This is a genomic window from Agromyces fucosus, from assembly GCF_004134865.1.
In the GTDB taxonomy this organism is placed as follows: Bacteria; Actinomycetota; Actinomycetes; order Actinomycetales; family Microbacteriaceae; genus Agromyces; species Agromyces fucosus.
Genome location: NZ_SDPO01000003.1, coordinates 708159 through 720782, shown reverse-complemented (window position 1 = coordinate 720782; position 12624 = coordinate 708159). Strand labels below are relative to the sequence as shown.

Below are 12624 nucleotides of genomic sequence, written 5' to 3'. Positions count from 1 at the left end.
ATCAGCGCTTCGAGAACTGCGGCGCCTTGCGGGCCTTCTTGAGACCGGCCTTCTTGCGCTCGATGACGCGAGCGTCACGCGTGAGGAAGCCCGACTTCTTGAGCGTCGCGCGGTTGTTCTCGCGGTCGATCTCGTTCAGTGCACGGGCGATGGCGAGACGCAGCGCGCCTGCCTGGCCCGAGGGGCCGCCACCCGTGATCTTCGCGACCACGTCGTACGAGCCGATGAGCTCGAGCACCGTGAACGGGTCGGTGATGAGCTGCTGGTGCAGCTTGTTGGGGAAGTAGGCCGCGAACTCGCGGCCGTTGACGGTGATGTTGCCGGCGCCGGGAACGAGGCGCGCGCGGGCGATCGCCTGCTTGCGACGGCCGACGGCCGCGCCCGACACGTTGAGCACGGCCCGGGGGGCGGTGGGAGCTGCCTCGGGGGCACTCTCGGTGGTGTAGCTCTCGGGAGCCGCTTCGATCTGGTCTGCGATCTTCGCCATGGTGGTGTGAATCCTTATTTCGAGAACGTCGAGGGTGCCGGAATTACTGGGCGACCTGGGTGAGGGTGTACAGCTTCGGCTGCTGAGCCGCGTGCGGGTGCTCCGGGCCGGTGTAGACCTTCAGCTTCTTGAGCTGGGCCCGACCGAGCGAGTTCTTCGGGAGCATGCCGCGGATCGCCTTCTCGACGGCGCGGACGGGGTTCTTCTCGAGGAGCTCGGCGTAGCTGACGGCCGTGAGACCGCCCGGGTAGCCCGAGTGGCGGTAGGCCTTCTTCTGCTCGAGCTTCTGGCCGGTGAGGGCCACCTTGTCGGCGTTGACGATGATGACGAAGTCACCGGTGTCGACGTGGTTCGCGAAGATCGCCTTGTGCTTGCCGCGCAGCAGGGCTGCGGTGTGGCTCGCGAGGCGACCGAGAACGATATCGGTTGCGTCGATGACGACCCAGTCGTGCTGGATGTCGGACGGCTTGGGAGTGAACGTGCGCGTCACGGAACTACTGCTTTCTGATCGAGTGAGGGGTTCGTGAATCCCACTCCGGTGGGTGTTCGACCGCGATGCGTTCGAACGCCCTGGTGGAGGGCTCAACTTCGGATGCCGCCGCAGAGGACGGCACCAAAGGGCAAGCTTAGCGGCTCCAGGGGCACGCGTCCAATCGACGCCGCCTCACTCCCCCGCATCCGCCTCATCGTCGACCTGGACGTTGAGTCGGCGCCGCGCTCGCGTCTGCGCCGCCCGGATCTCGAGTTCGTGATCATCGGGGTAGCCGACCTCGGTGAGCACGAGCCCCTTCGCCGGCATGACCATGAACGCGTTCGTCCGCTCCCCGGCGCGCAGCAGCTCGGCGGGAGCATCGACGTCGAGGCGGCCCTCGCCGACCGCGACCGCGGCTCCGATCAGCGCGCGAACCATCGAATGGCAGAAGGCGTCGGCTTGCAGCGATGCCACGAGCACGCCATCGGCGTCGCGTCGCCATCGGAAGGACTCCAGGGTGCGGATGGTCGTGGCACCGGCCCGCGGCTTGCAGAACGCGGCGAAGTCGTGCAGGCCGAGCAGGGTGTGCGCTGCGGCATCCATTCGCTCCGTGTCGAGTCCGCGCGGCCGCCAGACGGTACGGTGCCGATCCAGCGGATCGCGCGCGGCGGCGGAATCCGCGATGCGGTACTCGTAGCGGCGCCAGATGGCGGAGAAGCGCGCGTCGAACCCGTCGGGCGCGAGCGAGGCCGCCGTCACCACGACATCGGAATCGGATGCCCCGATGATCCCGGTGAGCCGGCGGAGCAGCACTCCTGGGGGCTCCGCGTCATCCGACCCGGAGTCGTGCCCACGGCGCGGCCGCGTCACCGACGCCAGTGCCGCCGGCGGAACGTCGAAGTGGGCCACCTGTCCGACGGCGTGCACGCCGGCATCGGTGCGCCCGGCGACCGTCAGTCGCGGCGACGTGCCCGTGCGCCGGAAGAGCACCCCCAAGGCGTCTTCGACGACCCCCTGGACCGTGCGCAGCCCGGGCTGACGGCTCCATCCGTTGAAGTCCGTGCCGTCGTACGCGATCGCGAGCCGCAGGCGGACCTGCTCGGCGTCGGAGGCACCGTCGCCGGACGCGCCGGCGCCTGGCTCCGGGCGGGGACCGGGGCCTGGCGATGCGACGGGTTCGGGGGCGACCATGCCCTCAAGCCTACGAGCGCGCGACGGTGGACGACGCCGGGCTCCGCACCTCGGGCGCCGTGACGGTGTTCTGCACGCGCGATCCGGGGCCGCCCACGATGAGCGCGACCACCGCGACGGTCACGAGCGCCCACCCCAGCAGTCCGTTCTGCCACGGGAGGTAGCCGAGCACGAGCAGCACCCCGACGCCGGCCACCGCGCACGCACTCCACAACAGGACCGCAGCGAGCGGGGTTCGCCGGTCGATCGGCTTCGGCCACCGCGACTCGACGCGCGGCACGATCATGCAGCATCCGGCGATCACGACGGCGATGGCGGCGATCCAGAGCGGACGCGTCGCCCACCACGCCGGCGACAGCACCGGCGGGAACGGCAGCCCGAACGCGAGGTCCAGGGCCGTCACGACAGCCATCGCGAACGTGTGCCAGAGATAGATGACCATGCCGTAGACGCCGAAGACGAAGACCGCGCCGAGCATCGGCCGCCACTGCATCATGCGCCGGATGAGGGGCTGGGCGAGCGCGAACAGGCAGGCCTGCCCGAGCGCGAGGGCGAGGATCGCCAAAGTCGGCGGATTGAGGTTGTCGAGCATGTCGTGCGAGTACCCGAACCAGGTCACGAGCACCCCGATGACGACGTACGCCCCGGCGGCGGCGGCGAGGAGCACCAGTCGCGAGCGACGGGCGAACCAGCCGTCGCGGAGGCCGAATCCGAGCTGCTGGGCGAACAGCCACACGAAGATCCAGTTGAGGGCGCCGACCGGCACGTCGAACCCGCGCGTGAGCACGTCGACGACGACGACCGCCCCCACGAGCCCGAGGTAGGCCGACCATGGAGCGTGGCGATGCAGCCACGACATCATCGGCACGAATGCCGTACAGATCAGGTAGACGGGAATGAACCAGAGCGGTTCGGCGAGCCGCACCGCGAACGTTCGGAGGAACTCCGTGTCGACGCCCGCGAGGAACATGACCGAGAGCACCGCTCCGACGGCCGCGACGACCCCCACCACGGGCTGCGCCAAGCGGATGGCGCGGATCCGGACGTAGTGGGCGACGGTCTCGCCGTGTCCGCGCAACCGCCGCCACTGCGTGATCGAGGCGAACCCTCCGCAGATGAAGAACACGGGCATGATCATGAGCGGCCAGGTCGCCCAGGCGAGCGGTTCGAAACCGTCGAGCGCATTGAACGCGCGCAGCGGATCCCCGCCGATGCCCATCTGCAGGGCGTGCAGGAGCACCACGATCGGCAGACAGAAGGCACGGGCGAAATCGATCGAGAGATCCCGGTCGACCGGGATGCGAACGGCGGCCACGCTGCTCCTCTTCGAGCACCGTTGACGGCGGTACCGAGAACAGATTCTGGCACATCGTCATCAGCCCCGAAACGCCGGAACGGCGTGTTCGCGGCACTCGCGCCGCGGCATCCGCGATCGTCTTCGGTGGTGTCAGACGACGATCGTGTAACTGGTCTCGGTGGTCGCCGCACGGAATCCCATGCGCTCGTACAGCGCGAATGCGCCGGTCGGGCTCGCGGCATCGACCTCGAGCGTCGAGTACTCGATCCGTGCGGCACGAGCGGCGACGAGATGTGCCGCCAGGAGCACCTTGGCGACGCCGCGCCCGCGATGGCCGCGCACCACGCCGACGAGCGGAACGTGCACGCTCGAGAACCCCTGCCCGGTCCAGTCGGCTTCGTTCACCTCGGCCAGCACGAACCCCACCACGCGATCGCTCGCCTCGTCGACGGCGATGACGGAGAGGTCCGCGCGGAACACGGCGCTCGAGGCGAACACGCGCCATTCCTCCTCGGATCTCGGCTGGCTGCCCCAGTGATCGCGGAAGGCGTCGTTGCGCGCCGCCCTCACCTCGTCAACGCGTTCCGGTCGCAGCGCCTCGACGCGGATCCCCTCGCCGGCGCGGACGTCGGCGAGCGGTTCACCGAGATCGCGCCGCAGCCCGGCGAAGTACCGAGCCGGGGCGAAGCCCGCCGACTCGAACATCGGTCCGGCCCCGCGGGCACGGTCGTCGGAGAAGGCCATGATCCACCCGGGGAGCCGGAGCGCGGACGCGGCGAGCTGCTGTTCGCCCCGAGCACGGAGCCACGCCATGAGCACGCGGCCGATGCCGCGGCCGCGCAGCTCGGGGTGCACCCCGCCGACGAGGATCGAGCGCACGAGCGTGTCGCGGCCGGGCGGGTGGTAGGCCGCGCCCCACGCCACTGCGCGACCACCGGCATCGAGGGCGACGATCGTGTCGCGCTCACGGTCGACGAACGACATCCCGAGATCATCGGCGAGCTCGTCCCGCGGCGCGGCGTACTCGGGATGATCGACGGCCGCCATGGCCGCCTCGAGTGCCTCGATCAGGTCGAGGTCGTCGTCGCCCACGGGGCGCCAGGCGGTGACGTCGGGATGCGCGAGGCTCGGGAGCGAGTCGGGGGGCGAGACGCGCTCGGAGAGGGGCGAGAGTTCGTGCTCGGTCACCGCTCAAGACTAGACGGCGACCTCGCTGCGGGGACGACGAAGGGCCCCGGTGCTCGCACCGGGGCCCTTCGTGATGAAGCGAGAGACTACTTGGCCTCTGCGGCCTCGGCCTCGTCGGCGACGACCTCGGTCGTCTCCTCTGCGGCTGCGTCGGTCGCCTCGACCTCGGTCGTCTCCTCGACGACCTCGGCCGGAGCCTCCTCGGCGACGGGCGCCTCGGCGGCGGCCGGCTTCGCGGCGCGCTTCTTCGGGGTCACGGGCTCGAGCACGAGCTCGATGACCGCCATGGGCGCGTTGTCGCCCTTGCGGTTGCCGATCTTCGTGATGCGGGTGTAGCCGCCCTCACGGTCGGCGACCTGGGGGGCGATGACCGTGAACAGCTCGTGCACGACGGTCTTGTCGCCGATGACGGCGAGCACGCGACGGCGCGCGTGCAGGTCGCCGCGCTTGCCGAACGTCACGAGACGCTCGGCCAGCGGGCGGAGGCGCTTGGCCTTCGTCTCGGTGGTGGTGATGCGCTTGTGCGTGAACAGCGCTGCAGCGAGGTTCGCGAGCATCAACCGCTCGTGGGCGGGGCCGCCTCCGAGGCGGGGGCCCTTCGTGGGCTTCGGCATGGTTCGTTCTCTCCAGTAGGTGGGGGTTGGTGGGCGACCGCGAGGTCTGCCTAGTTCTCGTCGTCGAAGCCCGTGTAGAAGTGGGCCCCGTCGAATCCGGGGACGGAGTCCTTCAGCGACAGGCCCATTTCGGTGAGCTTGTCCTTGACCTCATCCACCGACTTCTGGCCGAAGTTGCGGATGTTCATGAGCTGCGACTCCGACAGGGCGACGAGCTCGGACACCGTGTTGATGCCCTCGCGCTTCAGGCAGTTGTAGCTGCGCACCGAGAGGTCGAGGTCTTCGATCGGGATCGAGAGTTCGCTCGAGAGCACGGCGTCGACCGGCGCGGGGCCGATCTCGATGCCCTCGGCAGCGGTGTTCAGCTCGCGGGCGAGACCGAACAGCTCGGTGAGCGTGCGGCCCGCCGAGGCGATCGCGTCGCGCGGCGTGATGGCCGGCTTCGACTCGACGTCGACCACGAGGCGGTCGAAGTCGGTGCGCTCGCCGGCGCGGGTGGCCTCGACGCGGTAGGTGACCTTCAGGACCGGCGAGTAGATCGAGTCGACCGGGATCTGGCCGGCTTCGGAGTACTCGTTGCGGTTCTGGCTGGCCGAGACGTAGCCGCGGCCGCGCTCGATCGTGAGCTCGAGCTCGAACTTCGCCGAGTCGTTGAGCGTCGCGATGACCAGCTCGGGGTTGTGCACCTCGACGCCCGCCGGAGCGGAGATGTCGGCTGCGGTGACCTCACCGGCACCCTGCTTGCGCAGGTACGCGGTGATCGGCTCGTCGTGCTCGCTGGAGACGACCAGGTTCTTGATGTTGAGGATGATCTCGGTGACATCCTCCTTCACGCCCGGAACGGTCGAGAACTCGTGGAGCACGCCGTCGATGCGGATGCTCGTCACGGCTGCGCCGGGGATCGAGGAGAGGAGGGTGCGACGGAGCGAGTTGCCCAGGGTGTAACCGAAGCCCGGCTCGAGGGGCTCGATCACGAAACGCGAACGGAACTCCGAGATGTTCTCTTCGGTGAGCGTCGGGCGCTGTGCGATCAGCACTGTTGATTCCTTTCGGCAGGGTGTCCGCTATATGACACCTGCGAGTACGAGGATCTTGAGTTGTGTGAGAGAACGGATGTCCCGGCGATCGAGGAGAGCCCGGCTGAGCCGGACTGCTCCTCGATCACCGGGAGGGAATCAGACGCGGCGACGCTTGGGCGGGCGGCATCCGTTGTGAGCCTGGGGCGTCACGTCGTTGATGCTGCCGACCTCGAGGCCCGCGGCCTGGAGCGAGCGGATCGCGGTCTCGCGGCCGGAGCCGGGACCCTTGACGAACACGTCGACCTTCTTCATGCCGTGCTCCTGCGCCTGGCGCGCGGCCGACTCGGCGGCGAGCTGTGCGGCGAACGGGGTCGACTTGCGCGAGCCCTTGAAGCCGACGCCACCGGAGGAGGCCCAGCTGATCACGGCACCGTTGGTGTCGGTGATCGAGACGATCGTGTTGTTGAACGTCGACTTGATGTGGGCCTGGCCCACGGCGATGTTCTTCTTTTCCTTCTTGCGCGGCTTGCGAGTAGCCGCCTTGGGTGCTGCCATGTGTGAAATCTCCTAGATCTGGCGACGAGCGGTTACTTGCGGCCGGGCTTCTTCTTGCCGGCAACGGTGCGCTTCGGGCCCTTGCGGGTACGAGCGTTGGTCTTGGTGCGCTGGCCGCGGACCGGGAGACCGCGACGGTGGCGGATGCCCTCGTACGAGCCGATCTCGACCTTGCGGCGGATGTCTGCTGCGACCTCGCGGCGGAGGTCACCCTCGACCTTGAAGTTGCCCTCGATGTAGTCGCGCAGCGCGACGAGCTGCTCGTCGCTGAGGTCCTTCACGCGGATGTTTCCGTCGATGCCGGTCTCGGCGAGCGTGGTGAGCGCTCGCGTGCGGCCGACGCCGTAAATGTAAGTCAGTGCGATCTCCACGCGCTTCTCGCGCGGGATGTCGACTCCTGCCAGACGTGCCATGTGTGGCTTCTCCTGTTTCGAAGTGGAGGTGTGGAGCAACGCCGGTGCCCGAGCCTCCGACCCGAGGTGTCCCCGCGACATCCGTGGATGTCTGCGGTTCTGGCGTTGCCGATGTATTCAGTTATGGGGATGCGGGGCGCGTGCGCCCCGCCGTCTGGTGACTAGCCCTGGCGCTGCTTGTGGCGCGGGTTCGACTTGCAGATGACCATGACGCGGCCGTGGCGGCGAATCACCTTGCAGTGGTCGCAGATGGGCTTGACGCTGGGGTTGACCTTCACGATTGTTCCTTGATGTGTCGCTGTCCTCGTACCCGCGAGATGTCGCGGGCCGTTACTTTCCGAGCAGCCGTTACTTGTAGCGGTAGACGATGCGGCCGCGCGTCAGGTCGTATGGGCTCAGCTCGACGATCACGCGGTCCTCGGGGAGGATGCGGATGTAGTGCTGGCGCATCTTTCCTGAGATGTGCGCGAGGACCTTGTGTCCGTTCGTGAGTTCCACCCGGAACATCGCGTTCGGGAGGGCCTCGACAACCGAGCCTTCGATCTCGATGACGCCGTCTTTCTTGGCCATAGCCTCACTATCGCTTGGAGTTGGGATGCTGGTCGTGCGATGGTTCCGCTCGCCGAGCCGATTTCCCCTGGAGAGGGGCCGTCAGGCATGCCGAAGCAGGCGTGCAGAACACCAAGGGTCAACTCTAGGTGATTCCGAGCGTTTTCGCCAGTCGAGGGCGCGAAGGGCGCCGGCGACCCGACCTGCTAGGTGCCGGATGCCTCGCGCGAGACGATCTCCGCGGCCGCAGAGGCCGCAGCTGCTCGCGCCTCGAGCGCCCCATCTGCGACGAGAGCCGCTCGCGCGAGCGTCTTCGCCTCGCTCAGGTTGAACCGGGACAACGAAGCCCGCACGTCGGCGAGCGCCGAGGGCGACATCGACAGGCTGGTGGCGCCGAGGCCGACGAGCACGACGGCCAGCAGCGGATCGGCCGCGGCCTCGCCGCAGATGCCGACGGGCTTCCCCTGCGCCGCGCCCGCCGCCCCGACCTCGGCGATCAAGCGGAGCACCGCGGGGTGCCAGGGGTCCTGCAGCGCTGCGACCGTCCCGAGCAGGCGGTCGGCGGCCATCGTGTACTGGGTGAGGTCGTTCGTGCCGATCGAGGCGAAGTCGGCCGCCGCGAGAATCCGGTCAGCGATGAGTGCGGCCGACGGGGTCTCGACCATCACCCCCGCGACCCGAATGCCGAGCTCCTTCGCAAGGGCGGTGAAGTACCGCGTCTCCTCGACCGTCGCGATCATCGGCGCCATGACCCAGAGCTCGGCCTCCGTCGCGGCGGCGGCGGCGGCGAGCGCCGTGAGCTGGTCGCGCAGGACCGGCTCGGCACGCCTCAGTGCACGGATGCCGCGGAGCCCGAGGGCGGGGTTCGACTCGGGGGCATCGTTGACGAAGGCCAGCGGCTTGTCCGCACCCGCGTCGAGCACGCGGACCACCACCTTCCGCCGAGGGAATGCCGCGAGCAGCCGCGTGTACTCGGCCTGCTGGCGGGATGCGGTCGGCGCGGTCTCGGCATCGAGGAACAGGAACTCCGTACGGAAGAGCCCGACCCCTTCTGCGCCGAGTCGGACGGCGTCGGCGGCACCCGCGACGGAACCGAGGTTCGCGAGCAACGGCACCGGCGTGCCGTCGGCGAGTGCACCGGGTGCCAGCGGCGCGGCGGCCCGGCTCGCGCGCTCGGCGATCCGGGCCTGCGCGGCCGCCAGCACCTCGTCGGTGGGCGAGGCGACGACGACGTCACGGGCGGCGTCCACGACGACGGTGTCGCCGTCGACGAGGTGCGCGGCATCGCTCGCACCGACCACGGCGACGATGGACTTCTCGCGAGCGAGGATGGCCGTGTGCGACGTCGGTCCTCCTTCGACGGTCACGAGGGCGAGCACCAGGTCGAGGTCGAGCACCGCCGTGTCGGCAGGAGCGAGATCGTGTGCGACGAGCACGAACGGATGCCCGGGATCGGGGACCCCCGGAGCCGGCACCTGCATCAACTCCGCGATGACGCGCTGCGAGATGTCGTCGAGATCGGCGGCCCGCTCCCCCATGTACCCGCCCATGTCGGCGAGCAGACCGCGGAATGCGGCGAACGCCTCGAACACCGCTCGCTCCGCCGTCGCCCCGTTCGCAAGCCTCACGGTCACGAGATCGAAGAGACTCGGGTCTTCGGCCATCATGGCCTGCGCCTCGAGCACGTCCTTGGCCGCACCTCCGGCTGCCGCTCCGCGCTGCGTGAGATCGACGGCGACGGCGGACAGCGCGTTCGTCGCGCGCTCGGTCTCGCGTTCGGGATCGAGCGATGTCGGCACGTCGGCCGGTTCGGGCAGACGGTCCGCCATGCGCACGACTGCACCGATGGCCACCCCCTGGCCGATCCCGATGCCCGTGATCTCCATCATCCGCCCGGCCTCCGTCGTGAGTATCCGTTCTCCATTCACCCTAGTCTTCGGGGAGCGACGACCGGGAGGGACTCCGTACATGCAACGGTGATCCACGGCGGGCGTGACCTGCGGATTCGGAGTGGACTCGCGAACGACTCAGCCGATGGGCGCGGGACGGATGCCGAACGGCGCGAGTCCTGCGGCGCCCCCGTCGGGCGCCGTCAGCACCCAGATGCCGCCGGCGTGCACCGCGACCGAATGTTCCCAGTGGGCGGCGTCCGCACCGTCGGAGGTCGTCACGGTCCAGTCGTCGTCGCGTGTGAACGTGTCGATGGAACCGGCGACGATCATCGGCTCGATCGCCACCACGAGCCCCGGCTTGACCGCGGGCCCCCGACGATCCACGCGATAGTTGAAGACGGGCGGCTCCTCGTGCATCGAACGCCCGATGCCGTGTCCGACGTAGTCGGTGAGGATGCCGTAGGCGCCTTCGCCCCGAACGAAGTCCTCGATCTCGGCGCCGACGTCGTTGAGGTGGGATGCGCGTGCGAGTGCCGCGATGCCGACCCACAAAGCCTGCTCGGTGACGCGGCTGAGCTCTTCGCGGGAGGCGACGACGTCGGGTCGCGCAACGTCCGGCAGCACGACCGTGAACGCCGAGTCTCCGTTCCAGCCGTCGAGCTCCGCCCCGCCGTCGACCGAGACGATGTCGCCGGCACGGAACGGACGATCACCGGGAATGCCGTGCACGACGTCGTCGTCGACCGAGACGCACAACGTGTGTCGGTAGCCGGGGACCAACTGGAAGTTCGGAATCCCACCGCCGTCGCGGATCACGCGCTCGGCTGCGGCGTCGAGCTCGAGCGGTGTCGCTCCGGGCGCCAGCAGCCTGCGCGTCTCCGCGAGTGCCGCAGCGGTCAGTTCACCGGCCGCTCGCATCGAGCGGAGCTCTGCAGGCGACTTGTAGATCGACCGACGGAACACCGAGGGCTCAGGCCGAGACGCCGTTGGGCGCGAGGCCGCGTGCAGCGAGTGCCGAGAAGATGCGCTCGGTCACCTCGTCGAGCGAACCGACGCCGTCGATGCGCACGACGATGCCGCGTGCGCGGTAGACATCGAGGATCGGAGCGGTCTCCCGCTCGTAGATCGCGAGTCGGTTCGCGATGACCTCTTCGGTGTCGTCGGTGCGTCCCTGGTCTGCAGCGCGCTGCTGCAGACGGGCGATGCTCTCCGCGCGCGGGACCTCGAGCTCGATGACCGCGTCGAGCGCTTCGCCGCGAGCGGTGAGGAACGCGTCGAGGTCGTCGACCTGGCCACGGTTGCGCGGGTATCCGTCGAGGAGGAAGCCGTGCGCGGCATCCGGCTGCTCGAGGCGATCGCGCACGAGCTCGCTCGTGAGCGCGTCGGGCACGAGGTCGCCCGCCTCGATGATCGCCTGCACGCGCTTGCCGAGTTCGGTGCCGCCCGCGACGTTCGCGCGGAAGATGTCGCCGGTGGCGACCTGCGGCACTCCGAACGCGTCCGCGACGAGCACACCCTGCGTTCCCTTGCCGGAGCCCTGGGGTCCGACGATCAGGAAGCGAGCAGAGCCGCTTGCAGCGGTGTCGTTCGAGGCGGCCGGCGTCATCGGAGGAGTCCTTCGTAGTGTCGCTGCTGGAGCTGGGCGTCGATCTGCTTCACCGTCTCGAGGCCGACGCCGACGATGATCAGGATGGAAGCGCCGCCGAAGGGGAAGTTCTGGTCGGCGCCGACCATCGCGAACGCGATCAGCGGGATCAGGGCGATGAAGCCGAGGTAGAACGAGCCCGGCAGCGTGATGCGGGTGAGCACGTAGTCGAGGTACTCGGCGGTCGGACGACCGGCACGGATGCCGGGGATGAACCCGCCGTACTTCTTCATGTTCTCGGAGACCTCGTCGGGGTTGAACGTGATCGCGACGTAGAAGTACGTGAAGCCGACGATGAGCAGGAAGTACATGAGCATGTACAGCGGGTGACCGCCCTGCGTCAGGTTGTTCGTGATCCAGACGACCCAGGGCTGCGGCGTCTCGCCGGCGGCCGGGGTGTTGAACTGCGCGATGAGGGCGGGCAGGTACAACAGCGACGAGGCGAAGATGACGGGCACGACGCCGGCCATGTTGACCTTGATCGGGATGTACGTGTTGTTGCCGCCGTATGTTCGACGACCGACCATGCGCTTGGCGTACTGCACGGGGATCCGCCGTTGCGACTGCTCGACGAAGACCACGGCGACGACGACGAGGAGGCCGATCGCCAGCACGATCGCGAAGACGTCCCAACCGCGGGCGATGCCGATGGCCCAGAGCGAGCCGGGGAAGGTCGCGGCGATCGAGGTGAAGATGAGGAGCGACATGCCGTTGCCGATGCCGCGCTCGGTGATGAGCTCACCCATCCACATGATGAGGCCGGTGCCGGCGGTCATGGTGATGACCATGAGCAGGATCGCGTACCAGGCGTCGTTCGTGATGAGCTGCGAGCACTCGGGGGCGCTCGAGGGGAACAGCGCGCCGGAGCGGGCGACCGTGATCAGCGTGGTGGACTGGAGCACACCGAGCGCGATCGTGAGGTACCGGGTGTACTGGGTCAGGCGGCTCTGGCCGGCCTGGCCCTCTTTGTAGAGCGTCTCGAAGTGAGGGATCACGACGCGCAGCAGCTGCACGATGATCGACGCCGTGATGTAGGGCATGATGCCCAGCGCGAAGATCGAGAGCTGCAGCAGCGCACCGCCCGAGAACAGGTTCACGAGGTCGTAGAGCCCCGCTGCACCCGACTGGTTCGCGGCGAGACACGCCTGAACGTTGCCGAAGTCCACGAACGGCGCGGGAATGAACGAACCCAGCCGGAACAGGGCGACGATGCCCAGCGTGAACCCGAGCTTGCGGCGAAGATCCGGCGTGCGGAAGATCCGCCCGATGGCGTTGAACACTCGTCCTCCTGTTGCTCCGTGT

The 12624-nt window shown here is 68.7% G+C and carries 15 protein-coding genes; all 15 read right to left on the bottom strand.

Annotated elements, in window-relative coordinates:
* Position 1 precedes the first annotated feature (1 nt).
* Complete coding sequence (rpsI, locus tag ESP57_RS14880; RefSeq protein ID WP_056010812.1) at positions 2-487, bottom strand: 30S ribosomal protein S9; 486 nt, start codon at positions 485-487, stop codon at positions 2-4.
* A 43-nt stretch (positions 488-530) separates the two neighbouring features.
* A complete protein-coding gene (gene rplM / locus ESP57_RS14875; protein WP_129232100.1) occupies positions 531-977 on the bottom strand; it encodes a 50S ribosomal protein L13 in 447 nt (148 codons plus the stop codon).
* 174 nt (positions 978-1151) lie between these two features.
* Complete coding sequence (locus ESP57_RS14870) at positions 1152-2150, bottom strand: tRNA pseudouridine synthase A (RefSeq protein WP_129232099.1); 999 nt, start codon at positions 2148-2150, stop codon at positions 1152-1154.
* 10 nt (positions 2151-2160) lie between these two features.
* Positions 2161-3465, bottom strand: coding sequence for an acyltransferase family protein (locus tag ESP57_RS14865; protein ID WP_165877489.1), 1305 nt, complete (start codon positions 3463-3465; stop codon positions 2161-2163).
* Between the two features lie 132 nt (positions 3466-3597).
* A complete protein-coding gene (locus ESP57_RS14860; RefSeq protein WP_129232097.1) occupies positions 3598-4635 on the bottom strand; it encodes a GNAT family N-acetyltransferase in 1038 nt (345 codons plus the stop codon).
* 86 nt (positions 4636-4721) lie between these two features.
* Complete coding sequence (gene rplQ, locus ESP57_RS14855; RefSeq protein ID WP_056010823.1) at positions 4722-5249, bottom strand: 50S ribosomal protein L17; 528 nt, start codon at positions 5247-5249, stop codon at positions 4722-4724.
* A 50-nt stretch (positions 5250-5299) separates the two neighbouring features.
* Complete coding sequence (locus tag ESP57_RS14850) at positions 5300-6286, bottom strand: DNA-directed RNA polymerase subunit alpha (RefSeq protein WP_022893850.1); 987 nt, start codon at positions 6284-6286, stop codon at positions 5300-5302.
* Between the two features lie 138 nt (positions 6287-6424).
* On the bottom strand, positions 6425-6823 hold the full coding sequence (gene rpsK, locus ESP57_RS14845) for a 30S ribosomal protein S11 (RefSeq protein ID WP_022889749.1): 399 nt from the start codon (positions 6821-6823) through the stop codon (positions 6425-6427).
* Positions 6824-6855: 32 nt separating this feature from the next.
* On the bottom strand, positions 6856-7236 hold the full coding sequence (rpsM, locus tag ESP57_RS14840) for a 30S ribosomal protein S13 (RefSeq protein ID WP_056010826.1): 381 nt from the start codon (positions 7234-7236) through the stop codon (positions 6856-6858).
* 161 nt (positions 7237-7397) lie between these two features.
* A complete protein-coding gene (gene rpmJ, locus ESP57_RS14835; protein WP_005050492.1) occupies positions 7398-7514 on the bottom strand; it encodes a 50S ribosomal protein L36 in 117 nt (38 codons plus the stop codon).
* 70 nt (positions 7515-7584) lie between these two features.
* Complete coding sequence (gene infA / locus ESP57_RS14830) at positions 7585-7806, bottom strand: translation initiation factor IF-1 (protein WP_021759551.1); 222 nt, start codon at positions 7804-7806, stop codon at positions 7585-7587.
* A gap of 185 nt (positions 7807-7991) precedes the next feature.
* A complete protein-coding gene (ptsP, locus tag ESP57_RS14825) occupies positions 7992-9674 on the bottom strand; it encodes a phosphoenolpyruvate--protein phosphotransferase (RefSeq protein ID WP_056010830.1) in 1683 nt (560 codons plus the stop codon).
* 138 nt (positions 9675-9812) lie between these two features.
* On the bottom strand, positions 9813-10640 hold the full coding sequence (map, locus tag ESP57_RS14820; protein WP_115961214.1) for a type I methionyl aminopeptidase: 828 nt from the start codon (positions 10638-10640) through the stop codon (positions 9813-9815).
* A 7-nt stretch (positions 10641-10647) separates the two neighbouring features.
* Positions 10648-11283, bottom strand: coding sequence for an adenylate kinase (locus tag ESP57_RS14815; protein ID WP_056010833.1), 636 nt, complete (start codon positions 11281-11283; stop codon positions 10648-10650).
* Positions 11280-12602 (bottom strand): preprotein translocase subunit SecY, encoded by a 1323-nt coding sequence (gene secY, locus ESP57_RS14810; RefSeq protein WP_056010836.1) that lies wholly within the window; start codon positions 12600-12602, stop codon positions 11280-11282. Before secY ends, ESP57_RS14815 begins: the two co-directional genes overlap by 4 nt.
* Positions 12603-12624 lie beyond the last annotated feature (22 nt).